The sequence below is a fragment of the Pseudomonas sp. NFPP25 genome, assembly GCF_900116505.1.
GTDB classification, from domain to species: domain Bacteria; phylum Pseudomonadota; class Gammaproteobacteria; order Pseudomonadales; family Pseudomonadaceae; genus Aquipseudomonas; species Aquipseudomonas protegens.
Genome location: NZ_FPBG01000003.1, coordinates 611,507 through 636,466, shown reverse-complemented (window position 1 = coordinate 636,466; position 24,960 = coordinate 611,507). Strand labels below are relative to the sequence as shown.

Annotated in this window: 21 protein-coding genes; 16 read left to right on the top strand and 5 right to left on the bottom strand. The window is 63.3% G+C overall.

The features are described from left to right. Nucleotides 1–72 precede the first annotated feature (72 nt). Nucleotides 73–2,922 carry an RNA polymerase-associated protein RapA gene (rapA, locus tag BM382_RS14970; protein ID WP_015634418.1) on the top strand — a complete coding sequence of 950 codons (2,850 nt, stop codon included), beginning with the start codon at nt 73–75 and terminating at the stop codon, nt 2,920–2,922. An 84-nt stretch (nt 2,923–3,006) separates the two neighbouring features. Here the strand turns inward: rapA and BM382_RS14965 are convergent, their stop codons facing one another. Then, on the bottom strand, nt 3,007–4,389 hold the full coding sequence (locus BM382_RS14965) for a spinster family MFS transporter (RefSeq protein ID WP_072443193.1): 1,383 nt from the start codon (nt 4,387–4,389) through the stop codon (nt 3,007–3,009). Between the two features lie 328 nt (nt 4,390–4,717). Here BM382_RS14965 and BM382_RS14960 point away from each other — a divergent pair, with 328 nt between their 5' ends. Next, the gene (locus BM382_RS14960) at nt 4,718–5,086 is read left to right on the top strand and encodes a YkgJ family cysteine cluster protein (RefSeq protein WP_015634416.1); all 369 of its coding nucleotides are present in this window, start codon (nt 4,718–4,720) and stop codon (nt 5,084–5,086) included. 142 nt (nt 5,087–5,228) lie between these two features. Continuing rightward, nucleotides 5,229–7,508, top strand: coding sequence for a putative bifunctional diguanylate cyclase/phosphodiesterase (locus BM382_RS14955; RefSeq protein ID WP_072443191.1), 2,280 nt, complete (start codon nt 5,229–5,231; stop codon nt 7,506–7,508). Here BM382_RS14955 and BM382_RS14950 read toward each other — a convergent pair. Then, nucleotides 7,399–8,295, bottom strand: a complete 897-nt coding sequence (locus tag BM382_RS14950; protein ID WP_015634414.1) for an NAD(P)-dependent oxidoreductase — start codon at nt 8,293–8,295, stop codon at nt 7,399–7,401. The genes BM382_RS14955 and BM382_RS14950 overlap by 110 nt on opposite strands. A 198-nt stretch (nt 8,296–8,493) precedes the next feature. Here BM382_RS14950 and BM382_RS14945 point away from each other — a divergent pair, with 198 nt between their 5' ends. Further along, entirely contained in the window at nt 8,494–10,674 is a 2,181-nt protein-coding gene (locus BM382_RS14945) for a hypothetical protein (RefSeq protein WP_011059644.1), read from the top strand. Between the two features lie 280 nt (nt 10,675–10,954). On the opposite strand, the gene BM382_RS14940 is transcribed toward BM382_RS14945, so the two are convergent. After that, nucleotides 10,955–11,254, bottom strand: coding sequence for a DUF2288 domain-containing protein (locus BM382_RS14940; RefSeq protein WP_072443189.1), 300 nt, complete (start codon nt 11,252–11,254; stop codon nt 10,955–10,957). Nucleotides 11,255–11,594: 340 nt separating this feature from the next. On the opposite strand from BM382_RS14940, the gene BM382_RS14935 reads away from it, so the two are divergent. From BM382_RS14935 to BM382_RS14895, 9 genes are all read left to right on the top strand, one after another. Beyond that, nucleotides 11,595–12,722: a branched-chain amino acid ABC transporter substrate-binding protein gene (locus tag BM382_RS14935; protein ID WP_011059642.1), complete on the top strand. Its 1,128-nt coding sequence runs from the start codon at nt 11,595–11,597 to the stop codon at nt 12,720–12,722. A gap of 230 nt (nt 12,723–12,952) precedes the next feature. Beyond that, nucleotides 12,953–13,876 carry a high-affinity branched-chain amino acid ABC transporter permease LivH gene (gene livH / locus BM382_RS14930; protein WP_011059641.1) on the top strand — a complete coding sequence of 308 codons (924 nt, stop codon included), beginning with the start codon at nt 12,953–12,955 and terminating at the stop codon, nt 13,874–13,876. After that, nucleotides 13,873–15,129, top strand: a complete 1,257-nt coding sequence (locus BM382_RS14925; RefSeq protein WP_011059640.1) for a high-affinity branched-chain amino acid ABC transporter permease LivM — start codon at nt 13,873–13,875, stop codon at nt 15,127–15,129. The genes livH and BM382_RS14925 overlap by 4 nt, the downstream gene beginning before the upstream one ends. Then, nucleotides 15,126–15,893, top strand: coding sequence for a high-affinity branched-chain amino acid ABC transporter ATP-binding protein LivG (gene livG, locus BM382_RS14920; protein WP_011059639.1), 768 nt, complete (start codon nt 15,126–15,128; stop codon nt 15,891–15,893). The genes BM382_RS14925 and livG overlap by 4 nt, the downstream gene beginning before the upstream one ends. Beyond that, a complete protein-coding gene (locus tag BM382_RS14915) occupies nt 15,894–16,595 on the top strand; it encodes an ABC transporter ATP-binding protein (RefSeq protein ID WP_015634412.1) in 702 nt (233 codons plus the stop codon). It abuts the gene before it with no gap. A gap of 149 nt (nt 16,596–16,744) precedes the next feature. Beyond that, a complete protein-coding gene (locus BM382_RS14910; protein ID WP_026020136.1) occupies nt 16,745–17,050 on the top strand; it encodes a BufA1 family periplasmic bufferin-type metallophore in 306 nt (101 codons plus the stop codon). Between the two features lie 25 nt (nt 17,051–17,075). Next, nucleotides 17,076–17,966, top strand: a complete 891-nt coding sequence (locus tag BM382_RS14905; RefSeq protein ID WP_011059636.1) for an MNIO family bufferin maturase — start codon at nt 17,076–17,078, stop codon at nt 17,964–17,966. Then, the gene (locus BM382_RS14900) at nt 17,963–18,733 is read left to right on the top strand and encodes an HvfC/BufC N-terminal domain-containing protein (RefSeq protein ID WP_011059635.1); all 771 of its coding nucleotides are present in this window, start codon (nt 17,963–17,965) and stop codon (nt 18,731–18,733) included. Before BM382_RS14905 ends, BM382_RS14900 begins: the two co-directional genes overlap by 4 nt. A 2-nt stretch (nt 18,734–18,735) precedes the next feature. Then, nucleotides 18,736–19,245, top strand: coding sequence for a DoxX family protein (locus BM382_RS14895; protein WP_072443187.1), 510 nt, complete (start codon nt 18,736–18,738; stop codon nt 19,243–19,245). Nucleotides 19,246–19,315: 70 nt separating this feature from the next. Here the strand turns inward: BM382_RS14895 and BM382_RS14890 are convergent, their stop codons facing one another. Further along, nucleotides 19,316–20,224, bottom strand: a complete 909-nt coding sequence (locus tag BM382_RS14890; RefSeq protein ID WP_011059633.1) for a LysR family transcriptional regulator — start codon at nt 20,222–20,224, stop codon at nt 19,316–19,318. Between the two features lie 102 nt (nt 20,225–20,326). Here BM382_RS14890 and BM382_RS14885 point away from each other — a divergent pair, with 102 nt between their 5' ends. The 3 genes from BM382_RS14885 (at nt 20,327) to BM382_RS14875 (ending at nt 23,526) form a co-directional block, all read left to right on the top strand. Continuing rightward, on the top strand, nt 20,327–20,926 hold the full coding sequence (locus tag BM382_RS14885; protein ID WP_011059632.1) for a short chain dehydrogenase: 600 nt from the start codon (nt 20,327–20,329) through the stop codon (nt 20,924–20,926). A 195-nt stretch (nt 20,927–21,121) separates the two neighbouring features. Next, a complete protein-coding gene (locus BM382_RS14880) occupies nt 21,122–21,799 on the top strand; it encodes a COG3650 family protein (RefSeq protein WP_011059631.1) in 678 nt (225 codons plus the stop codon). Nucleotides 21,800–21,912: 113 nt separating this feature from the next. After that, complete coding sequence (locus BM382_RS14875; protein ID WP_011059630.1) at nt 21,913–23,526, top strand: NAD(P)/FAD-dependent oxidoreductase; 1,614 nt, start codon at nt 21,913–21,915, stop codon at nt 23,524–23,526. Between the two features lie 132 nt (nt 23,527–23,658). On the opposite strand, the gene BM382_RS14870 is transcribed toward BM382_RS14875, so the two are convergent. Then, nucleotides 23,659–24,753, bottom strand: coding sequence for a PLP-dependent cysteine synthase family protein (locus BM382_RS14870; RefSeq protein ID WP_011059629.1), 1,095 nt, complete (start codon nt 24,751–24,753; stop codon nt 23,659–23,661). Nucleotides 24,754–24,960 lie beyond the last annotated feature (207 nt).

Below are 24,960 nucleotides of genomic sequence, written 5' to 3'. Positions count from 1 at the left end.
ATCAGAGTTCTTTGGACTGGAAGCGTCGTTCCGTTAAGATAGTCGGCTTTTTCAAAGCGGGAGTCAGGCAGCATGGCGCAGCAGTATCAACCGGGGCAACGCTGGATTAGTGACAGCGAAGCCGAGCTGGGTTTAGGCACCGTTCTGGCACAGGACGGTCGCTTGCTGACCGTGCTCTATCCGGCCACTGGCGACACCCGCCAGTATGCGCTACGGAATGCGCCCCTCACTCGCGTGAGGTTCTCTCCGGGTGACAGCATCACCCACTTCGAAGGCTGGAAAATGACCGTACAGGAAGTCGATGATGTCGACGGCCTGCTGGTCTACCACGGCCTCAACGGGCAGAACGAAGCCGTCACCCTGCCGGAAACCCAACTCTCGAACTTCATCCAGTTCCGTCTGGCCAGCGACCGTCTGTTCGCCGGGCAGATCGACCCGCTGGCCTGGTTCTCCCTGCGCTACCACACCCTGGAACACACCAGCCGCCAGCTGCAGTCCTCGCTCTGGGGCCTGGGTGGCGTGCGCGCCCAACCCATCGCCCACCAGTTGCACATTGCCCGTGAAGTCGCCGACCGCATCGCGCCGCGGGTCCTGCTGGCGGACGAAGTGGGCCTGGGCAAGACCATTGAGGCCGGCCTGGTGATCCATCGCCAACTGCTCTCGGGTCGCGCCAGCCGGGTGCTGATCCTGGTACCGGAAAACCTCCAGCACCAGTGGCTGGTAGAGATGCGCCGGCGCTTCAACCTGCAAGTGGCACTGTTCGATGAAGAACGCTTTATCGAAAGCGATGCCAGCAACCCGTTCGAAGACACCCAGCTGGCCCTGGTGGCCCTGGAGTGGCTGGTGGACGACGAGAAGGCCCAGGACGCGCTGTTCGCCGCCGGCTGGGACCTGATGGTGGTGGACGAAGCCCACCACCTGGTGTGGCACGAAGACCAGGTCAGCCCGGAATACGCCCTGGTGGAACAGCTGGCAGAGACCATTCCCGGCGTGCTGCTGTTGACCGCAACCCCGGAACAACTGGGCCAGGACAGCCACTTCGCCCGCCTGCGCCTGCTGGACCCGAACCGTTTCCACGACCTCGCGGCCTTCCGCGCCGAGAGCGAGAACTACCGCCCGGTGGCCGAAGCCGTGCAGGAACTGATGGATAAAGGCCGCCTGTCTCCCGAGGCGCACAAGACCATCCACGGTTTCCTCGGCAACGAAGGCGAAGCCCTGCTGGCCGCGGTCAACGACGGCGACAGCGAAGCCAGCGCACGCCTGGTGCGTGAACTGCTGGACCGCCACGGCACCGGCCGCGTGCTGTTTCGCAACACCCGCGCCGCGGTGCAGGGTTTCCCCGAGCGCAAGCTGCACGCCTACCCGCTGCCATGCCCGGACGAATACCTGGAGCTGCCCCTGGGCGAACACGCCGAGCTGTACCCGGAAGTCAGCTTCCAGGCCCAGCCCGACGTCAGCGATGACGAACAGCGCTGGTGGAAGTTCGACCCGCGGGTCGAGTGGCTGATCGACCAGCTGAAAATGCTCAAGCGCACCAAGGTGCTGGTGATCTGCGCCCACGCGGAAACCGCCATGGACCTGGAGGACGCCCTGCGCGTGCGCTCCGGCATCCCGGCCACGGTATTCCACGAGGGCATGAACATCCTCGAACGTGACCGTGCCGCCGCCTACTTCGCCGATGAAGAGTTCGGCGCCCAGGTGCTGATCTGCTCGGAAATCGGCAGTGAAGGCCGCAACTTCCAGTTCGCCCACCACCTGGTGCTGTTCGACCTGCCGTCGCACCCGGACCTGCTGGAGCAGCGTATCGGCCGTCTCGACCGGATCGGCCAGAAGCACGTGATCGAACTGCACGTGCCGTACCTGGAAACCAGCCCGCAAGAGCGCCTGTTCCAGTGGTACCACGAAGCCCTGAACGCCTTCCTCAACACCTGCCCGACCGGCAACGCCCTGCAGCATCAGTTCGGCCCGCGCCTGCTGCCGCTGCTGGAGAATGCCGATGACGGCGAGTGGCAAGCGCTGATCGACGAAGCCCGTGGCGAGCGTGAACGCCTGGAAGCCGAGCTGCACACCGGTCGCGACCGCTTGCTGGAGTTGAACTCCGGTGGTGCCGGCGAAGGCGACGCCCTGGTGGAAGCGATCCTCGAACAGGACGACCAGTTCGCCCTGCCGATCTACATGGAAACCCTGTTCGACGCTTTCGGCATCGACAGCGAGGACCATTCGGAAAACGCCCTGATCCTCAAGCCCAGCGAGAAGATGCTCGACGCCAGCTTCCCCCTGGGCGACGACGAAGGCGTGACCATCACCTACGACCGCAACCAGGCGCTGTCTCGCGAGGACATGCAGTTCATCACCTGGGAACACCCCATGGTGCAGGGCGGCATGGACCTGGTGCTGTCCGGCTCCATGGGCAACACCGCCGTGGCGCTGATCAAGAACAAGGCGCTCAAACCCGGCACCGTGCTGCTGGAGCTGCTGTACGTCAGTGAAGTGGTCGCCCCGCGCTCACTGCAACTGGGCCGCTACCTGCCGCCGGCTGCCCTGCGCTGCCTGCTGGACGCCAATGGCAACGACCTGTCGGCGCGGGTCGCCTTCGAGACCCTGAACGACCAGCTGGAAAGCGTGCCTAAGGCCAGCGCCAACAAGTTCATCCAGGCCCAGCGCGATCAATTGGCGCCGAAGATCAACGCCGGCGAAGCCAAGGTCGCACCGCGTCACGCCGAACGCGTGGCCGAGGCGCAACGCCGCCTGGCAGCCGACACCGACGAAGAACTGGCGCGCCTGACCGCGCTGCAGGCGGTCAACCCGACTGTCCGTGACAGCGAGCTGGTGGCCCTGCGTCAACAGCGCGAACAGGGCCTGGCCATGCTGGAAAAAGCCGCCCTGCGCCTGGAAGCGATCCGGGTGCTGGTGGCGGGCTGATAGCCCGGTTGTCAGCACTGAACAAAAGGCCCGCACTGTGCGGGCCTTTTTTTTGCCTGTCGCCTGCCAATGCAGCAACGCGCCCTAGCGGCTCACTGCACCATCGTTGATCGCCGGCAGACTCACCTCTGCTGGGGCATCAGCGGCATTCCCACAGGCCAGCCCCTCTTTCATCCGCTGGGCGTCACGGACAAAACAGCGCGCTGCCTGGAACAGAAACAGCAGGGTCAGGAACAGGGCCACGGGAATCAGGTACATCGCGTCGTGCAGACCGATGGCCTTGAACTCCTCGGTCATCAGCTCTGCGCCTGCGGCATACATTGCCGAATGGGCGAAGTGGTCGGAGAGCGCCCCCACCACCACCGGCCCCAGGCCGCCCCCCAACAGGTACAGGCCGGCGAAGAACAGGGCCATGGCGGTGGCGCGCAAGCGCGGTTCGACCACATCCTGCAGGGCGGTATAGACGCAGGTATAGAAGTTGTAGGCAAACAGCCAGCCGACACTGAATACCGCGACGAACACCCCGACCTCCACCCGCCCGGCATGCAGTGCCCACCCGGTGGCGAGGGTCGAGATGATCAGGCTGCAGGCCGCGAACAACAAACGACCATTGGCTACCCGCTGATGAATCTTGTCGGCGATCCAGCCACCCAGGGTCAGGCCCACCAGGCCGGTCACCCCGACGATCAGCCCGGTGGCCATGGCGGCTTCCTGCAAGGGCATGAGGAAGTAGCGCTGCAGCATCGGCACCAGGAACGAGTTGCAGGCATAGGTGGCGAAGTTGAAAGTCAGCCCGGCCAGAGTCAGCCAGAGAAAGGTCGGTATCACCAGCACCCGGCGAATGGGCCGGTCAATCCGCACCTGGGCCACTTTCACCGTTTCCGCCGCGCCGCGCTTGGGTTCCTTGATGAAGAACATGAACACCGCCAGCACCAGCCCTGGTACCGCCGCAATGAAGAACGGCGCCCGCCAGCTGTCGAAGGCCTTGACCATGGCACCGATGGTGAAGAACGCCAGCACCAGCCCCAGAGGCAGGCCGAGCATGAAGATGCCCATGGCCCGGGCCCGGCGGTGAGCGGGGAACAGGTCGCCGATCAGCGAGTTGGCGGCCGGGGCGTAGCTGGCCTCGCCAATCCCCACGCCCATGCGCACCAGCAAAAAGCTCCAGAAGCTGCCGACCATGCCGTTGACCGCGGTGAGCCCGCTCCACACCGCCAGCCCCCAGCCCATCAGCTTGCTGCGCGAGCCGGTGTCGGCCAGGCGCCCCAGGGGCAAGCCGGCAATGGCATAGACAATGGTGAAGGCGGTGCCGATGATCCCCAGCTGGAAGTCGCTCAGGTGCCATTCCATGCGGATCGGCTCGATGATGATGGCGGGGATGGTGCGATCGAAGAAGTTGAACAGGTTTGCCAAAAACAACAGGAACAGAATGCGCCAGGCATTTGCCGCTTGAGTCGAATTATCCATGGATCGATCTCTTTTATTGTTATTGGGCCAGACGCGAGCGGGCCTGGAAGCTGCAATCTAGTCAGCCGCACCCACGCTGTCTGTAATCATTCGCCAGCCTGATACCAAGGCATCGCAGGCAGGCGCGGGGATGGCACTTGCGGCTCCCCGGAACAAGCCGCCCGAACTTCGCCACAGCCCCCGCTACCCGGGCCTTTCCCAGTCTTTTCAAGGGCTTGGCCAAGGCCGAAAAAATACCTTGCGCCCCCCCTTCCCAAGGCCGATGCGAAGCCTAGAATAGCCGCCTTGCCAGCCCCCCTTATCAACCCCTCCCCCATCGAATACGCCAATGTCCGAAGCCAGTCCGTGTCTGAATTGCGGTGCCTGCTGTTCATACTTTCGTGTGTCTTTTTTCTGGGGCGAATGCGCCTCATCCGGCGGGACTGTCCCCGACGAGCTGGTGCAAAGCATCAGCCCCAGCCGGGTGGCAATGCTCGGAACCGACTGCAAATCCCCCCGCTGCATCGCCCTTGAAGGCGAGGTCGGCCAGGGTGTGAGCTGTTCGATCTATGACCAGCGCTCCAGCCCGTGCCGCGAGTTCGAGGCTTCCTGGACCGACGGCCAGCCCAACAGCGACTGCGACGCCGCCCGCGCCGCCTTCGGCCTGGCCCCCCTGGAACCGGCGGACACCGAGCCCTGGTACGAGGAAAGCGCTTAGCACCTTTGGCGATAGAGCCCATAAGCAAATCATTAGCAGCAGCGTGCCACCTCCCATTGCAGCCAGCGGGTGCCTTCTATACTCCAAGCACTCGTTGGCGCGCGGCTCCGCCGACCTCAGATGACTCAGAGATGGGCAGGCTATGGACTGGCTGGGCGTGCATTTCATTACCGAGCTTCCTCAGGCCGGGCAAGTGGTCCTGCATTGCACCCACAACCCGGTTCTGGTGCTTCTGGCCTACCTGGTAGCCTGTGCCGCCAGCTTCGCCACCCTGGACATGGCCGAACGTGTCAGTCATGCCGAACGACCGGCCAGCCAGCGCCTGTGGCGCTGGGTCGGAGCCTGCTGCCTGGCCGGGGGGATCTGGGCCATGCACTTCATCGCCATGCTGGCGTTCGAGGCGCCGCTGCAGATCCACTACGACCTGCCCCTGACCCTGCTGTCGCTCCTGATCGCGCTGGTCGCCGCCTGGCTGGCGATGAACACCCTGAGCCACGCGCACATGCCGCTGTGGCGCTATGGCGTTGCTTCGATCTGGATCGGCCTGGGCATCGCCGCCATGCACTACGTCGGCATGGCGGCCATGCGCAGCAGCGCCAGCCTGTACTACGACCCCTTACTGATGGCGCTGTCGGTATTGGTGGCGATCGCCTGCAGCCTGGCGGCGCTGCTGCTGTCCCGTCACCTGCGCGAAGGCAGCGGTATGTTCCACCAGTTGCTCAAGTACGCCAGCAGCCTGGTGCTGGGCGCTGCCATCGTGCTCATGCACTTCACCGGCATCTGGGCCATGACCCTGGTGCTGCCCGCCGGCAGCCTGCCCGCCCCCGCGACATCCGACGGGCATCTGCAACTGGGCCTGACCCTGAGCGCGATCGTGCTCTTGATCATCGGCAGCGGCATCAGCGCGGCCCTGGCCGACAAGAAGCTGCAACACAAGGAGCGGGACCTGCGGCGGGTCAATGCCCTGCTTTCGCAACTGGACCAGGCCCGGGTTTCCCTGCAGCAGGTGGCCCACTACGACGCCCTGACCAACCTGATCAACCGCCGCGGCTTCAACCAGCTGTTCGCCGAAAAGCTCATCGAGAAAACCACCTTTGGCGGCATGCTGGCGGTGATGTTCCTCGACATCGACCATTTCAAGCGCATCAATGACAGCCTCGGCCACGATGCCGGGGACGAGTTGCTGAAAGTCATCGCCGGGCACATCAAGAGCTCCACCCGCAGCCATGAAGACGTGGTGGCACGCCTGGGCGGCGACGAGTTCTGCATCCTCATCAATCTGTACGACCGCGAAGAAGCCCGGCAGATGGCCCAGCGCATCATGCAGAAAATGAAGGAGCCGATCGAACTGGGAGGGCGGCGCATGGTGATGACCACCAGCATTGGCATCAGCGTCTTCCCCGATGACGGCAAGACCTGCGAGGAGTTGCTCAAGAACGCCGACCTGGCCCTGTATCAATCCAAGGATTGCGGACGCAACAGCCTGCATTTCTTCAACTCCCACCTCAAGACCCGGGCCACCCTGGAACTGCAACTGGAAGAGGAATTGCGCAACGCCCTGCGCGACGACCAGGGCCTGCTGCTGTATTACCAACCTATCTACGACCTCAAGAGCGGCAGGGTCACCAAGCTCGAAGCCCTGATCCGCTGGCAGCACCCGCAACATGGGCTGCTGACCCCGGATCGCTTCATCTCCATTGCCGAAGCCAACGGCATGATCGCCGAGCTGGACAACTGGGTGCTGCGCAAGGCCTGCGCGGACCTGGCCTACCTGTCGCGCCATGGCGGTGGCGAACTGAAGATCGCGGTCAACTGCTCGGCCCTGAACCTGACCCGCGAAGAGCTCGCCGGGGAGATCGAAAGCGCCCTGCGCCAGGCCCAGGTGGCGCCGCAGCGGCTGGAGCTGGAAGTCACGGAAAACGCCCTGATGGGCAATATTGCCAGCACCCTGGCGCTGCTCAAGCAGATCCGCGGGCTGGGGGTGTCGCTGTCGATCGACGACTTCGGCACCGGCTACTCATCCCTGGCCTATCTCAAGCGCTTGCCCCTGAACACCCTGAAGATCGATCGCTCGTTCATCCAGGACATCCCCAAGTCGACCCAGGACATGGAGATCGTCCAGGCGATCATCATCATGGCCCACACCCTGCACCTGCAGGTGGTCACCGAAGGGGTCGAAACCCCGGAACAGCAAGCGTTTCTCCAGCACCATGGCTGCGACTACCTGCAGGGCTACCTGCTCAGCCATCCGGTGCCGCTGCGGGAGTTGCGCGGGGTGCTGGAGGAGCTCGACCAGCGCCACGCCGCGCCGATCAATCCGCGGGCGCCGGGTCCCGATAAAGGCGAACCAGGGTCGCTGGATCTTTTTCCAGATAGCCCTGCCCACCATGCAGACGCATCAACTGCGCAGCTAATCCGCTGATCGGCGTCGCCGAGCCTTGTTCGCGGGAAAACTTCACCGCTCCATCCAGGTCCTTGAGCAGGGTGCGCACATGCCACTTCACCGGCTCGAACCGGCTTTCAGCCATTTGCGGGGCCAGGATCTGCAAAGGTTTCGAGTCGGCAAAGCCACCGGCCAGGGCCTCGGCGATCAGCCGCGCATCCACCCCCGAGCGCTCGGCCAGGGCCACCACCTCGGCGATCACCAGGGCGTTGCAGGCGACGATCATCTGGTTGCAGGCCTTGGTCACCTGCCCGGCGCCCACCGCCCCCATGTGCGTGACCCGCTGCCCCAGGGTCAGCAGCACTGGCCGCACCCGCTCGACGTCCGTCGCCTCACCGCCAACCATGATGGCCAGGCTGCCGGCCTCGGCGCCCGGGGTACCGCCGGACACCGGCGCATCGACCCAGGCCACGCCGCGGCTTGCGGCCAGTTCGGCGGCCATTTCCCGGGTAGCCGTGGGTTCCAGGCTGGACAGGTCCAGCAGCAGCTGACCGGCCCGGGCGCCCTGGGCGATACCCTCGGGGCCAAACACCACCTCGCGCACCACCTCGGTATTGGCCAGGCACATCAGCATCAGGTCGGCATCGGCGCACAGCTGCGCCGGCGTGGCAACTTGTCGCGCCCCGGCAGCCACCAGGGGCGCGCATTTTTCCGGGTTGCGGTTCCACACCGTCAGCGGATAGCCCGCCGCCAGCAGCCGGCGGCACATCGGCAAGCCCATCAGGCCGATTCCGGCAAAGCCGAGTGAAGGTAACGCTGACATCATATTGCCCTCATTTGATTAAAGATCACCGAATACTGGCCGATTCATCATGATTCAGGAAAGGATTCCCCCGAGCGTCGCTCAGAAAAAACCCTGACGCCTTGGGCAAAATTCGCGCTCCACGCAGCGACGAGGTCCCATTCCGTGATGGTTCGACGACACCTCGTCCACGAGCCAACCTGACCAGGCATATGGCGCACAATGACTTCTAAAAACAAACCTGCCAACGCAGTCTCCGAGATGACGCTGACCTCCCCCACAACTAGCCCCTCAGACCCGAAGCCATTGTCCAGTTCACGCCCCCTGTCGACTCAGCAGTACCTGTATTTCACCGAAACCAATACCGACCGCATCCTCGACAACCTCGACGGTCTGCGCGACACGGTGTTCCCGCGGCCACCGCACCTGGAAGGCGAGCCGGACAACCGTCGCGACCAGGAATTTCCGTCAGTCTGCCTGATCGGCCTGGGCCGCTGCGGCTCCAACATCGCCCTGGATGTGGCCGAACTGGTGTACAACGCCCGCAAGTTCTACCTCAACGAATTCAATAACGAAGACAAGGCCTACGAAGGCGGCTACAGCCCCGGCCAGTGGATCCGCCAGAACCTGCGCCTGGGCCAGAACAAGGCCAGCAAGCCGGTGTTCCTGGTGGAACCGCTGGTGATGCTCGGCGACCTGGACAAGGACATTGCCGGGCGCATCCGTTTCTCGCGCAAGGGCGAGAAAAGCGGCTTCATCCGCGACTACAGCAAGATGAAGATCATGGACCTCTCGGAAGTCCACGCCGGTGGCGCCGGTAACGCGCCGATCCTCGGCCAGTACCTGGCCAAGATCATCCTCAACAAGGACACCCAGCGCTTCTCCAGCCCCGACTGGAAGATGATCCACTCGTACCTGATCGACTCCTGCGGGATCAAGGCCAACCAGTCGCGCCTGTACTTCTCGATCTTCAGTGCCGGCGGTGGTACCGGCTCGGGCATGGCCTCGGAATTCGGCCTGGCCCAGCAATACTCGTACATGAACAAGACCTTCGACACCAAGCCGATGGACGAGCACGACAGCAAGAGCGGGCACTCCTTCGTCTTCGAGCCGATCTTCACCAGTGGCATCTGCGTGCTACCGAACATTTCGGACCATCGCAGCGAAATGTCCGAGGCGCTGCACATCAACGCCGGCCGCCTGCTGTGCAAATACCTTTCGGAAGAGTGGGACTTCTCCTACAACTTCGACAATGAAGACAGCAGCGAAGCCAGCGTCATGGGACGGATCCGCCCCTGGAACGCGATGATGCTGATCTCCAACGACATCATGCGCTACGCCGAAGAAAGCGATGACGGCAACATCCAGAACATCGACGTCAACGCCATGGAGAAGCACGCCAACCAGTACATCTCCCAGCAGATCTTCAACATCCTCACCGCCCAGGCGGTGACCACCGACTACGACCAGAACTACTTCCGGCGGGCCGGCATCGACATCGGCGAAACCATCCGCCTGGATGCCAACGACCTGTTCATGAGCCTGGCGGGCCCGGTGGCGATCGCCTACGCCGAATCCGTGGTGCCGGAGCAGCCGGTGCCCACCGGCGACAAGTTCAAGGTGTTCGAGAAAGAGCCGCAGCGCCTGAACATCGACGACCTGTTCTTCCGCTCCATCGACCTGCCGCACTTCAACAAGGTGACCCAGGCCATCGAGGGCATCAGCCTGCTGCCGATCGAGTCCAAGCGCTATCGCGCGGCCCTGGAGCAGTACAAGGCCTCGGGTTACGACGCCGCGGCGCTGCACGACCTGCACTTCTTCAAGAACTGCTCGTCGGTGGTATCGATCGTGTCCCTGCCCAAGGACTACAAGCTGTCCTACATGGACCTGAACCGGCTCAAGACCCACCTCAACAGCCTGTTCCCCAACACCACCCTCAAGCGCTACGCGCTGGTGATCGGCGCTTCGGCCAACCTGTCGCTGACCACCCTGATCGCCAAGAGCCCGTGCCTGTCGGACGACTTCCTGACCCTGATCGTGGCCTTTATCAAGCGTTGCTTTGCACGCAATCCATACCGTTTCGACGACACCCTGGACAACTCGGTGCTGGACTTCATCGTCAGTGACCAGTTCGATGAAGACCGCATCGACGATCTGCTCAACGAATTCGAGAACCCGGCGAAGATCCTCGACACCAACTGGTATGCGATCAAGCCGATGTACGAGAAGAAGTACCGCGAGCTGATCAACGACAAGGACAAGTTCGTCTCGATCAACGACATCCGCCTGTCCCGGGATTGCGTGAAGAAGGCCATCAAGTACCTGCGGGAAATCTACCGCCACCGTATCGGCAAGACCCGGGTCATCTCGCTCAACAGTCACACGGGCAAGACCGCGTATTAAGAAGGGCTTCGCCGGCGCGCCGGCTCCTGCACGGCGGGGAAAAACCTGCTGTCCTGTGGGAGCCGGCTGGCTGGCGAATGGTCAATTTGCTCACATCGCGAAACAATTAAGCAGCTCGTCGGCTGGGCTTGAAACTGTTCCCCTTCCGTGAACGTCACCCTGAGGGAAAAGCCCGTGGGGCCTTTCTCTACGGCAAGGTGCCATCACTGGATTCACGGTTACTCGGCTACACACTTTTGTCCGACAAAAACCCGCCCCTTATCGGTGCACGCTTCTAGCGTTATGCCCTTTCCTGGATCAGGATCCAGGGTGAAACCACCACCGCCCACAGCGTCGGATCACGTTCCAGCAGATCGGATGCCCGCGTCGCAGACAGTTTCTCGACCTTTCCTTCGGCCAGCCAGGCCGCCACTTTTTCTGCCTGGTTCTCGGCCACGGCCTGGGCCGCCTCGATCAGATCCAGTTCGGCCTCGACCCACAATAGGGCACCCTTGGCGAAGAACGGCTCCAGTTCCTTCCAGCTGATAGATGCGGTCTCACCAAGCAGCTTGGCATAGAGGGTGCTAGGTTCTTGAGTCATGGGACTGTCCAGAAATGAAATCGGCGCAATCATAACGTCGGGGCTCTGGCAGAAAAACCCAGAAGCAAGCGCGACACCGATCGAGAAGCTCAGAAGCGCCAGGGACTGACGCCGAACCGGGCGCAAGCCACGCCGCAAATCTGTCTTTTTCTTTCAATTAAGCGACACCCCGCGTTTTTGCCCCCAGCAGCCAGCTTTTCAAGCGAACAACCGGCGCTCTACACTGTACCGGTACAGTTGCCAGGGGCATTTTCCGACGGGTATTCACGAAATATCTGATTCGGTTCTGCGACCAAGGCCGCCGGAACTATAAAAATTACAACAGTAAGAGTGGAGCACTATGAATAAGGCTACTAAGCAGATTTCCAAACTGTTTGCCGCTATGGTCCTGGCCGGGGTTGCCAGCCATTCGTTCGCAGCTGACACCATCAAGATCGGTATCGCCGGCCCCAAGACCGGCCCTGTAGCCCAATACGGCGACATGCAGTTCAGTGGCGCGAAAATGGCCATCGAACAGATCAACGCCAAAGGCGGCGTCAACGGCAAGAAGCTCGAAGCCGTTGAATACGACGATGCCTGTGATCCCAAGCAAGCCGTGGCAGTCGCCAACAAAGTGGTCAACGATGGCGTCAAGTACGTGGTCGGCCACCTGTGCTCCAGCTCCACTCAACCTGCTTCCGACATCTACGAAGACGAAGGCGTGATCATGATCACCCCGGCTGCCACCAGCCCGGACATCACCGCCCGTGGTTACAAGATGGTGTTCCGCACCATTGGCCTGGACAGCGCCCAGGGCCCTGCCGCCGGTAACTACATCGCCGACCACGTGAAACCCAAAGTGGTTGCCGTGCTCCACGACAAGCAGCAGTACGGTGAAGGCATCGCCACCGCCGTGAAGCAGACCCTGGAGAAGAAAGGCACCAAGGTCGCCGTATTCGAAGGCATCAACGCCGGCGACAAGGACTTCTCTTCGCTGATCGCCAAGCTCAAGCAGGCCAACGTCGACTTCGTCTACTACGGCGGCTACCACCCTGAGCTGGGCCTGATCCTGCGCCAATCCCAGGAAAAAGGCCTGAAGGCCAAGTTCATGGGCCCGGAAGGCGTGGGTAACGACTCCATTTCGCAGATCGCCAAGGATGCTTCCGAAGGCCTGCTGGTCACCCTGCCTAAATCCTTCGACCAGGACCCGGCCAACGTGGCCCTGGCTGACGCGTTCAAGGCCAAGAAAGAAGACCCGAGCGGTCCTTTCGTATTCCCTTCCTACTCCGCAGTTGAAGTCATCGCCGGCGCCATCACCAACGCCAAGAGCGAAGACGCGGCCAAGGTGGCTGAAGCCATCCACGCCGGCACCTTCAAGACCCCTACCGGCGACCTGAGCTTCGACGCCAAGGGCGACTTGAAAGACTTCAAGTTCGTGGTCTACGAGTGGCACTTCGGCAAACCTAAAACCGAAGTTTCCCCTCAGTAAGGCGCGGCCTGACTGACTGCCAATAAAGCCCACGGCGTGCCGTGGGCTTTGTTTTACGAATGTATGGGCCTGTGTTCCGTGATCCGGAATCCCGCCCACCTGAAAATCTCAAAACCGTCATCAGCGGTTCGCTGGCAAAACCCAGCCCGAAGTGGGTGCAGATCCACGGGGCCTGGGCGGGAAAATGACTCCACCAGTGAAATGCGTATCAGGTTTTTAGGAGCGTTGTAATGCCTGACATCTATCACTTTTTCCAACAGCTGGTTAACGGTCTCACCGTTGGCAGCACGTATGCCCTGATCGCCATCGGCTATACGATGGTTTACGGCATCATTGGAATGATCAACTTCGCCCACGGCGAGGTGTACATGATCGGTTCCTACGTGGCGTTCATCGCCATTGCCGGGCTGGCCATGATGGGACTCGACAGCGTCCCGCTCTTGATGACCGCAGCCTTCATCGCGAGCATCGTCGTCACCAGTGCCTACGGCTACAGCATCGAACGGATCGCCTACCGCCCCTTGCGGGGTAGTAACCGCCTGATCCCGCTGATCTCCGCCATCGGCATGTCGATCTTCCTGCAGAACACCGTTCTGCTGGCGCAGGACTCCAAGGACAAATCCATTCCCAACCTGATCCCGGGCAACTTCTCCATCGGGCCAGGCGGCGCACATGAAGTGCTGATTTCCTACATGCAGATCGTGGTATTCGTGGTGACCCTCATCGCCATGCTCGGCCTGACGCTGTTCATCTCCCGTTCTCGCCTGGGTCGCGCCTGCCGCGCCTGTGCCGAGGACATCAAGATGGCCAACCTCCTGGGGATCAATACCAACAACATCATCGCCCTGACCTTCGTGATCGGCGCCGCGCTGGCGGCCATCGCCGCCGTGCTGCTGAGCATGCAATACGGTGTGATCAACCCCAACGCCGGTTTCCTGGTGGGCCTCAAGGCCTTCACCGCAGCGGTCTTGGGCGGCATCGGCAGCATTCCGGGCGCGATGCTCGGCGGGCTGGTGCTGGGGGTGGCCGAAGCCTTTGGTGCCGACGTGTTCGGCGACCAGTACAAGGACGTCGTGGCGTTCGGCCTGTTGGTTCTGGTGCTGTTGTTCCGTCCGACCGGCATTCTGGGCCGTCCGGAGGTTGAGAAAGTATGACTAGGAATCTTAAATCGGCGCTGTTCAGCGCCTTGTTGGTCTGGGCTGTCGCCTACCCGGTGCTGGGCCTGAAACTGACCATCGTCGGCATCAACCTGGAAGTCCACAACACCAGCCCGACCATTCTTGCCACCATCGCGGTGTGCTCGGTGCTGATGTTCCTGCGGGTGCTGTTCCATAGCCAGATCAGCGCCGCCTGGAAGTCCTCTCCCAGCATGCCGTTGATCCCGGCCAAGGCCAGCAACTTCCTGACCCTGCCCAGCACCCAGCGCTGGATCATCCTGGCGTTGATCCTTGGCGCCCTGGTCTGGCCGTTCTTCGGCTCCCGCGGGGCGGTGGACATTGCCACGCTGATCCTGATCTACGTGATGCTGGGCCTGGGCCTGAACATCGTGGTCGGCCTGGCCGGCCTGCTGGACCTGGGTTACGTGGGTTTCTACGCCGTCGGCGCCTACAGCTATGCGCTGCTGTCGCACTACTTCGGCCTGAGCTTCTGGATCTGCCTGCCGATCGCCGGCCTGATGGCGGCCACTTTCGGCTTCCTGCTGGGCTTCCCGGTGCTGCGCCTGCGGGGTGACTACCTGGCAATCGTGACCCTGGGCTTTGGCGAGATCATCCGTCTGCTGCTGCGCAACATGACCGATCTCACCGGCGGCCCCAACGGCATCAGCAACATCGAGAAGCCGACCTTCTTCGGCCTGACCTTCGAGCGCAAGGCAGCAGAAGGCATGCAGACCTTCCACGAGTTCTTCGGCCTGCAGTACAACTCGATCAACAAGGTGATCTTCCTCTACCTGGTGGCCCTGCTGCTGGCACTGGCGGCGCTGTTCGTCATCAATCGCCTGCTGCGCATGCCCATCGGCCGTGCCTGGGAAGCCTTGCGTGAAGACGAGATCGCCTGCCGTGCCCTGGGCCTGAACCCCACCGTGATCAAGCTCTCGGCCTTTACCCTGGGCGCCGCGTTCGCCGGTTTCGCCGGCAGCTTCTTCGCCGCGCGCCAAGGCCTAGTGACCCCGGAATCCTTCACCTTCATCGAGTCGGCGATCATCCTCGCCATCGTCGTGCTGGGTGGCATGGGCTCGCAGCTGGGTGTGATCCTGGCGGCGATCGTGATGATCCTCTTGCCTGAAATGATGCGTGAATTCAGCGAATACCGGATGTTGATGTTCGGCGCCATGATGGTGCTGATGATGATCTGGCGTCCTCAAGGTCTGCTGCCCATGCAACGTCCTCACATGGAGCTGCGCAAATGAGCCGTGAGATCCTCAAAGTAACCGGCCTGTCGATGCGCTTCGGCGGCCTGCTGGCGGTCAACGGCGTGGCCCTGACCGTCAAGGAAAAACAAGTGGTGGCATTGATCGGCCCGAACGGTGCCGGCAAGACCACGGTGTTCAACTGCCTGACCGGTTTCTACCAGCCCAGCGCCGGCAGCATCCTCCTGGACGGCGAGCCGATCGAAGGCCTGCCGGGCCACAAGATCGCCCGCAAGGGCGTGGTGCGTACCTTCCAGAACGTGCGGCTGTTCAAGGACATGACCGCGGTCGAGAACCTGTTGATCGCCCAGCACCGGCACCTGAACACCAACTTCCTCTCCGGGCTGTTCAAGACCCCGGCGTTTCGCAAGAGCGAGCGCGAGGCCATGGAGTACGCCGGCTACTGGCTGGACAAGGTCAACCTGCGGGAGTTTGCCAACCGCCCCGCCGGCACCCTGGCCTACGGCCAGCAACGGCGCCTGGAAATCGCCCGCTGCATGATGACCCGCCCGCGGATCCTCATGCTCGACGAGCCAGCCGCCGGCCTCAACCCCAAGGAAACCGAGGACCTCAAAGCGCTGATCAGCGTGCTGCGCGAAGAGCACAACGTCACCGTGCTGCTGATCGAACACGACATGAAGCTGGTCATGAGCATTTCCGACCATATCGTGGTGATCAACCAGGGCACGCCCCTGGCCGACGGCACGCCGGAACAGATCCGCGACAATCCCGAAGTGATCAAAGCCTACCTGGGGGAAGCGTAAATGCTGCAGTTCGAAAACGTTTCCACCTTCTACGGCAAGATCCAGGCGTTGCACAGCGTCAACGTCGAGATCCGCCAGGGCGAGATCGTCACCCTGATCGGCGCCAACGGTGCCGGCAAGTCCACCCTGCTGATGACCCTCTGCGGCTCGCCCCAGGCCCACAGCGGCAGCATCCGTTACCTGGGTGAAGAACTGGTGGGGCAAAGCTCGGCGCAGATCATGCGCAAGAGCATTGCCGTGGTGCCGGAAGGCCGCCGGGTATTCGCCCGCCTGACCGTGGAAGAGAACCTCGCCATGGGCGGCTTCTTCACCGACAAGGGCGACTACCAGGAGCAGATGGACAAAGTCCTGGAGCTGTTCCCGCGGCTCAAGGAGCGCTTCACCCAGCGCGGCGGCACCATGTCCGGCGGTGAACAGCAGATGCTCGCCATCGGCCGTGCGCTGATGAGCAAGCCCAAGCTGCTGCTCCTGGACGAACCGTCCCTGGGCCTGGCGCCGATCATCATCCAGCAGATCTTCGACATCATCGAACAGCTGCGCCGCGACGGCGTGACGGTGTTCCTGGTGGAGCAGAACGCCAACCAGGCGCTGAAGATCGCCGACCGTGCCTATGTGCTGGAAAACGGCCGGGTGGTGATGCAAGGCACCGGTGAATCGCTGCTGACCGATCCGAAGGTGCGTGAAGCCTACCTGGGCGGCTAAGCACCTGCGTCACTGAAAACGGCCCTTCGGGGCCGTTTTTTTTATTCCGGGATAAAAAACTGCCCCGGGCTGTAACAAATCCCCATGAGCCTTCTCTAGAGGGGTAAGCAAGCACAGATGCTTCCTTACCCCAACCGCACTGGAGAAACATCATGAGCAACACTCGTACCCTGTCCGCCACTGCCCTGGTCCTGGCCCTGGGCTCTGCCCTCAGCGTCGCCGCCCTGCCCACCACCGCCCATGCCGCGGACGACATGGAAAAGTGCTTCGGCGTGGCCATGAAGGGCAAGAACGATTGCGCCGCGGGCGCCGGCACCACCTGCGCCGGGACCTCCAAGGTCAACGACCAGGCCAACGCCTGGAAGCTGGTACCCAAGGGCAGCTGCGAGAAAACCGCCAGCAGTACCTCGCCTACCGGTTTCGGCCAGCTCGAAGCCTTCAAAGCCAAGTCCTGATCCTGCGCCTGCCTGAGTGTCGACGATGAACACCGCCCCGCTGCACCACCCTGGCCACGACATTCAGGCGCGCGCCTCCAGCCTGCCGCCCCGCGCCGGGCTGGGGCTCAAGACCGAGCATTTCAAACACGTGCTGGAAGAGCAGCCCGACATCGGTTTCTTCGAGGTGCATGCGGAGAACTACATGGTGGCGGGCGGCCCTTTCCACCATTACCTGGGCCTGATCTGCGAACGCTACCCGCTGTCGCTGCACGGTGTCGGCCTGTCCATCGGTGGCGAAGGCCCCCTGGACCTGGCTCACCTGGAGCGGCTGGCCGGCTTGATCGAACGCTATCAGCCCCAGTCCTTTTCCGAACACCTGGCCTGGTCCAGCCACGGCCCGGTGTTCCTCAACGACCTGCTGCCCCTGGCCTACGACGGGCCCACCTTGCGCCGGGTCTGCGAGCACATCGACCAGGTGCAGAACCATCTGGGACGAACCATGCTGCTGGAAAATCCGGCCACCTACCTGCAATTCCAACGCTCGACCCTGGACGAGACCGACTTCATCCGCGAAGTGGTCCAGCGCAGCGGCTGCGGCCTGCTGCTGGACGTCAACAACCTCTATGTGTCGTGCATCAATCACCAGCGCGATCCCCTGGCCTACCTGCAAGCACTGCCGCTGCAGGCGGTGGGGGAAATCCACCTGGCGGGCTTTGCCGAAGACCGGGACAGCCTCGGTGACCGGCTGTTGATCGACGATCACGGCGCCCCGGTCGACGCTGCGGTCTGGGCCCTGTACCAGGAGGTGCTGGGGCTCATCGGCCCGATGGCCACCCTGATCGAGCGTGACAACCACCTGCCGGCCTTTGCCACCCTGATGGCCGAGGCCTGCCAGGCAGAAGCGTTGTTGCTCGGCGCCCAGGTGCAGCCATGAGCGGCCAGGGGGAATTCGCCAGGGCCCTGCTGAGCGCCGAACCGGGCTGCCCACAGGGGCTGTCCAGCAGCAACGGCGCCGATCCGGCCAGCCGCTTCGCGGTCTATCGCAACAATGTGCAGGCCTCGTTGAGCAACGCCCTGGCCGAGTCATACCCGGTCGTCATGCAATTGGTTGGTCGCGAGTTTTTCAACGCCATGGCCGCGCTCTACATCCGGGACTTCGCCCCCGCCAGCCCTCTGCTCAACGACTATGGCCGGGACCTGGGCGACTTTATCCAGGGCTTCGGGCCGGCCGCCGGCCTGCCCTACCTGGCCGACATGGCCCGCCTTGAACGGCTGCGGGTCGAGGCCTACCACGCCGCCGACGCCCGCCCCCTGGAGCCGTCACGGCTACTGGCGGCGATGAACCAGCCCGACCGCCTCGGCCAGGCGCAACTGCTCCTGCATCCGTCACTGCGCACCCTGCACTCCGGCTACGCCGTAGTGAGCCTGTGGGCGGCGCACCAGAGCGATCAGCCCTGGCCGGCTTTCGACCTGCAGCAGGGGCAGAACGCCCTGGTGCTGCGCAACGCCCTGGAGGTCGAGGTGATCGCCGTGGATACCGGCGCCATGACCTTCATTGAAGCCCTACGCAACCACTGGCCGCTGGAAATCGCCGCGGCCCATGCCCTGGACGCCCAGGCCGACTTCGACCTGGGCCAGTGCCTGGGCCTGCTGCTCGGCCACGGCGCTCTTATCGACCTGCAACCCCAGAAGAAGGCCTGACCATGAACACCCAGACAGAAACGCCCATTGCCGGACTGGTGAATCGGATCATTCAAGGGTTTGAGCGCATTCCCTACAGCCTGATCGCCTTTATCGCGCGTTTTTCCATTGCCGCGGTGTTCTGGAAATCCGGACAGACCAAGGTCGAGGGGCTGGCCATCGACCTGGTCGATGGCACCTTCCAGCTGGGCTGGCCGCGCCTGGCGGACTCGACCATTCCCCTGTTCAAGAGCGAGTACCACGTGCCCCTGTTGACGCCGGAAGTGGCGGCGCACCTGGCGGCCTTTGCCGAGCATTTTTTCCCGATGCTGATCCTGCTGGGCCTGGCCACGCGCTTTTCCGCCCTGGCGCTGCTGGGGATGACCCTGACCATCCAGCTCTTCGTCTACCCGGATGCCTACCCGACCCACGGCACCTGGGCGGCGATCTTCCTGCTGTTGATGGCCCGCGGCCCGGGCGTGTTGTCCCTCGACCACCTGCTGGCCCGGCATTTTCGCTACCGTCCTCTGTAGCCGCTGCCGCAGGCTGCGAAAAGGGCCGCAGGCCCATCAAGTTCACAAACGACGGTAAAGCCGGAGGAAGCTACAAACGATCCAGCGCCTCACCGCTGCGACGAAACCAGTCCATCAGGTAATCGGCCAGCACCTGGGTACGCTTGGGCAGGCCGCCCTGATAGGAGTGCACCAGGTACATCGGCATGCTGCGGGTCTGGTAGTCCCGCAACAGCCAGCGCAGGCGGCCGTCCGCCAGTTCGCTGTGCAGCACATAGGACGGCAGCCGGGCGATCCCCGCGCCCACCAGGGCAGCCTTCTTCAGGAGGTTGTAGTGGTTGCTGGCGAAGGGGCCGCTGACCCGCACCCGCAACAGTTCATGGCGCTGGTGGTACAACCACTCTTCCCGACCGCTGTAATGGCTATTGAGCAGGCAGCGATGCCCGGCCAGTTCCTGAGGCGTGCGCGGCTCGCCGTATTGCTCCAGGTAGGCCGGGCTGGCGCAGGTCATTTCATGCCAGGCCAACAGCGGCCGGGCCACCAGGCGCTGGTCGTTGGCCACCTCCGAGCGCACGGCCAGATCGAAACCCTCCCGGGTCAGGTCGCGGTAGCTGTTGTTCAGGTCCAGCTCGATCTGCACCTGGGGATAGTGCCGGGAGAACTCCAGCAGCAGGCCGTCGAAAAAGGTTTCCCCCAGGGAGACCGGGACGGTGAGGCGCACCGGCCCGACCATATCGTCCTTGAGCCGCGCCAGGGCCTGGTGGGCCCGCTCGACCTGAGCCACCAGGGCCTGGGCCTGGGGTAGCAACGCCGCGCCGGCGGCCGTGAGGTCCAGGCGCCGGGTGGTGCGTTGCAGCAGTACCACGGCGTAGCGGGCTTCCAGGGCGCTGATGCGTTTGGAGAGCTGGCCCTTGCTGCACCCCAACTGCTGGGCCGCCAAGGTAAAGCTGCCGGCTTCCACCAGCACCGCAAATGCCGCCAGGTCATCCATCTCGCTCACGGATTGTTTCCATTTGAAAACCAAAGGTTGCCTATTAGCGCGTTAATCCATAAAAAAAACCACTCTAGACTGCAACCTCACCCCCTTTTCGAGGAACAGCCCATGAAGATTCTCTTGATCGGTGCCAATGGCACCATTGGTTCGGCGGTCGCGCGGGAGCTGGAACAACGTCACGAAGTGGTGCGCATCGGCCGTACCAGCGGTGATTTCCAGGTGGATATCAGCGACAGCCAGTCGATCCGCGCGCTGTTCGAAAAGACGGGGCGCTTCGATGCGCTGGTATGCGCCGCCGGTAACGTGACCTTCGCGCCGCTGGGGGAAATGACTGCCGAGCACTTCAGCCTGGGCCTCGAGGACAAGCTGATGGGCCAGGTCAACCTGCTGCTGATCGGCCGCGAGTACGCCAACGACGGCGCCTCCTTCACCTTCACCACCGGCGTCCTGAGCCACGACCCGATCCGCAGCGGCGCCTCGGCCGCCCTGGTCAACGGCGCCATCGACAGCTTCGTGCGGGCCGCTGCCATCGAGCTGCCCCGGGGCCTGCGGGTCAACTCCATCAGCCCCAACGTGCTGCTGGAAGCCATGGGCAGCTACGCGCCCTACTTCCGCGGTTTCAAGCCGGTGCCGGCGGCCGACGTGGCCCTGGCCTACGCCAAGAGCGTGGAAGGCCTGCAGACCGGCCAGACCTATCGCGTCGGCTAAGCCCGTTTGTGCAAAAGCCGGCTTGTGCGGGAGCTGGCTCGCCTGCGCAGGCGTCCTCCCGAACCACACAAGGCTCCTGGGCCTCTTCGCCGGCAAGCCGGCGCCTACAGTGGATGGCGCTGCTGCGTTCAATCCGGGGTTGTGGTGGCCGGGCGGGCTGCGTAACGTGTCGGACTTCCGCCTGGAGGCCCAATGATGCGCACCGCCCGTTCCCTGCTTTGTTTCTCCCTGTTGCCGCTGTTTGCCGGCTGCCAGATGCTGCCGATGTTCAACCAACAGCCCCAGGCGCCGTCCATGGCCGGGTTGACCCGGATGCAGGGTGAACTCAGTGCCGCCGATGGCAAGCTGCTATTCAAACCCTGCACCGAAGACCGCCGTTATGTGGTCAACGATGGCGGCAACACCAGTGTGCTGCAGGAAGCGGCAACCCTGGCCGAGAAGCAGGGCAAGCTGTTTGCCGACCTGCGGGGCAAGTTCTCCGCCAGTGCCAGCAGCGACGGCCAACTGGACCTGCGCCAGCTGTACCGCGTCGAGCGCTCCGCCAGCGCGTGCAGCGATCCGAACTTCCAGCGCCTGATCCTGCGGGCCGGTAGCAAGAACCCGGCGTGGAACGTCGATGTCAGCGCCAAGGGCATGATGATCGAACGCGCCGGCCAGCCGACCCTGGCCCTGCCTTATCTGGAAGAACAGCTGGGGGATGGCCGTTTCAACCTCACCAGTGAAGCCAATCACCAGCGCGTGGAGCTGTGGGTGGCCCCGCAACGCTGCGTCGACCCCGTCACCGGCAGCGTTCAGCACCTGAGCGCAGAGCTGCGGGTGGACGGCCAGGTGCAGCGCGGCTGCGGCTATTTCGGCGGCTCGCGCAACGACTGATTCGACGAGCAGCGGTTTTAGCCTCACGGCCAAGGTGGTTTGCGGCTTATAATCGCCGGTTTGTGCAAAGCAAGCCGGCGCACTGTTGCGCACCGCCTACCCCGGATCCTGTCATGTTACGAATCACCGAACTCAAGTTGCCGATCGACCATCCCGATGAAGACCTGCGCGCCGCCATCGTGCAGCGCCTGGGGATCGCCAGCGATGAGCTGCTCGATTTCACCTTGTTCAAGCGCAGCTACGATGCGCGCAAGAAGTCTTCCGAGCTGTGCTTCATCTACACCATCGACCTCAGCGTGCGCGACGAAGCGCCGCTGCTGCTCAAGTTCGCCGACGACCGTAACGTCAACCCGGCGCCGGATGTCAGCTACAAGGTGGTGGGCCAGGCTCCGGCCGACCTCAGCCAGCGGCCGATCGTGGTGGGCTTCGGCCCCTGCGGGATCTTCGCCGGCCTCTTGCTGGCGCAGATGGGCTTCAAGCCGATCGTCCTCGAGCGTGGCAAGGAAGTGCGCCAGCGCACCAAGGACACCTGGGGCCTGTGGCGCAAGAGCGTGCTCAACCCCGAGTCCAACGTGCAATTTGGCGAAGGCGGCGCTGGGACCTTCTCCGACGGCAAGCTCTACAGCCAGATCAAGGACCCGCAACACCACGGCCGCAAGGTGCTCCACGAGTTCGTCAAGGCCGGTGCGCCGGACGAGATCCTCTACGTCAGCAAGCCGCACATCGGCACCTTCCGCCTCACCGGCGTAGTGGAAAACATGCGCCAGCAGATCATCGCCCTGGGCGGTGAAGTGCGCTTCGAGCAGCGGGTTACCGACGTGCTGATCGAAGACGGTCAACTGCAAGGCGTGGAACTGGCCAGCGGCGAACAACTGCATTCGCGGCACGTGATCCTGGCCCTGGGCCACAGCGCCCGCGACACCTTCCGCATGCTCCATAGCCGCGGCGTGTACATGGAAGCCAAGCCGTTCTCGGTGGGCTTTCGTATCGAGCACCCGCAATCGCTGATCGACAGCGCGCGCCTGGGCAAGTACGCCGGCCACCCGAAACTCGGCGCCGCCGACTACAAGCTGGTGCACCACGCCAAGAACGGCCGTTCGGTCTACAGCTTCTGCATGTGCCCGGGCGGTACCGTGGTGGCGGCGACCTCCGAGCCGAACCGGGTGGTGACCAATGGCATGAGCCAGTACTCGCGCAACGAGCGCAACGCCAACTCCGGCATCGTCGTGGGCATAACCCCGGAAGTGGACTACCCGGGCGGCCCGCTGGCAGGCATCGAGTTGCAGGAGCGCCTGGAGTCCCACGCCTTTGTCCTGGGTGGCAGTAACTACCAGGCCCCGGCGCAGCTGGTGGGCGACTTTATCGCCGGCAAGCCCACCACCGCCCTGGGCAGCGTCGAGCCGTCCTACAAGCCCGGCGTGACCCTGGGTGACCTGGCCCTGGCCTTGCCGGACTTTGCCATCGAGGCCATTCGTGAAGCCCTGCCGGCCTTCGAACGGCAGATCAAGGGCTACTCGCTACATGACGCGGTGCTGACCGGTATCGAGACCCGCACCTCATCGCCGCTGCGCATTACCCGCGACGCCTCGATGCAGAGCTTGAATGTGAAGGGGCTGTACCCGGCCGGTGAAGGTGCCGGTTATGCCGGTGGGATTCTCTCCGCCGGGGTCGACGGGATTCGCATTGCCGAAGCCGTGGCCCGCGACATTCTCGGCATCCAGGCCTGAGGGACGGGCCCTTTCGCCGGCAAGCCGGCTCCTACCGCCTACCGTAGGAGCTGGCTTGCCAGCGAAGGCGTCGTCCAGAACAACGCAAGGCTCAAGGGCCTCTTCGCCGGCAAGCCGGCGCCTACGACAAGTTCAGATACCGGCGCGCAATACGCTGGCAGGTAGCGCCTCACCACGCTCGACACTGGCGGCTACCGCCTCGATCAACACCGTCAGTTCATAACCCTGCTCTGCCAGCCACTGCTCATCGTAGTAGGTGGTCGCATAGCGCTCGCCCCCATCACACAGAATCGCCACGATCGACCCCGACTCGCCGGCCGCAACCATCTGCTGCGCGGCCATCAGCGCGCCGATCAGGTTGGTGCCGCTGGAGCCGCCAACCCGACGACCCAGGCGCTGGGCCAGATAATGCATGGCCGCCAGGGACAGGGCATCCGGCACCTTGACCATGGCATCGATCACCTTGGGCAGGAACGAAGCCTCGACCCGCGGCCGGCCGATGCCCTCGATCCGCGAACCGCAGTCCAGGCGCAGGCTGGCGTCGCCACTCTGGTAATAGTCGAAGAACACCGAGCGCTCGGCGTCGGCACACAGCACCCGAGTGCAGTGCTGGCGATAGCGCACGTAGCGCCCCAGGGTCGCGGTGGTACCACCCGTGCCCGGGCTGGAAATCAGCCAGCTGGGCTCCGGGTACCGCTCGAAACGCAACTGCTGGAATATCGACTCGGCGATGTTGTTGTTGGCCCGCCAGTCGGTGGCGCGCTCGGCATAGGTGAACTGGTCCATGAAATGGCCGCCGCTCTCCCGGGCCAGGCGCTCGGACTCGGCGTAGATCTGCGTCGGGTCCTGCACCAGGTGGCTCTTGCCGCCATAGAAGGCGATCTGGGCAATTTTCTCCTGGGAAGTGGTCGCCGGCATCACGGCAATGAACGGCAGCCCCAGCAGCCGGGCGAAATAGGCTTCGGAGATCGCCGTGGAGCCACTGGAGGCCTCGATCACCGGCGCGCCGGGCTTGAGCCAGCCATTGCACAGGGCATAGAGGAACAGCGAGCGGGCCAGGCGATGCTTGAGGCTGCCGGTGGGATGGCTGGATTCATCCTTGAAATACAGCTCGATGCCCGGCAGGCCCGGCAACGGCAGCGGGATCAGGTGAGTGTCGGCGCTGCGCTGGAAGTCGGCTTCGATGATACGGATGGCCTCACGGGCCCACTGGCGATTGTCGCTCATGCTCTATTCTCGTTGGATCGCACGCCGTACCGGCGCAAGAAGATGAAATGCACCCAGCATAGGTGATCCAGGCTCGCGACGGGCAGGCGCCTTTTTGCTGGAAAAAATGCCCCCTCAGCCGCTGCGGACGGACATGTTAGGAAATATCCTGCCCCCCTTACAGGTACAGCTATGAAGCAATTGGAAACACAACTGCAAGGGGGATTT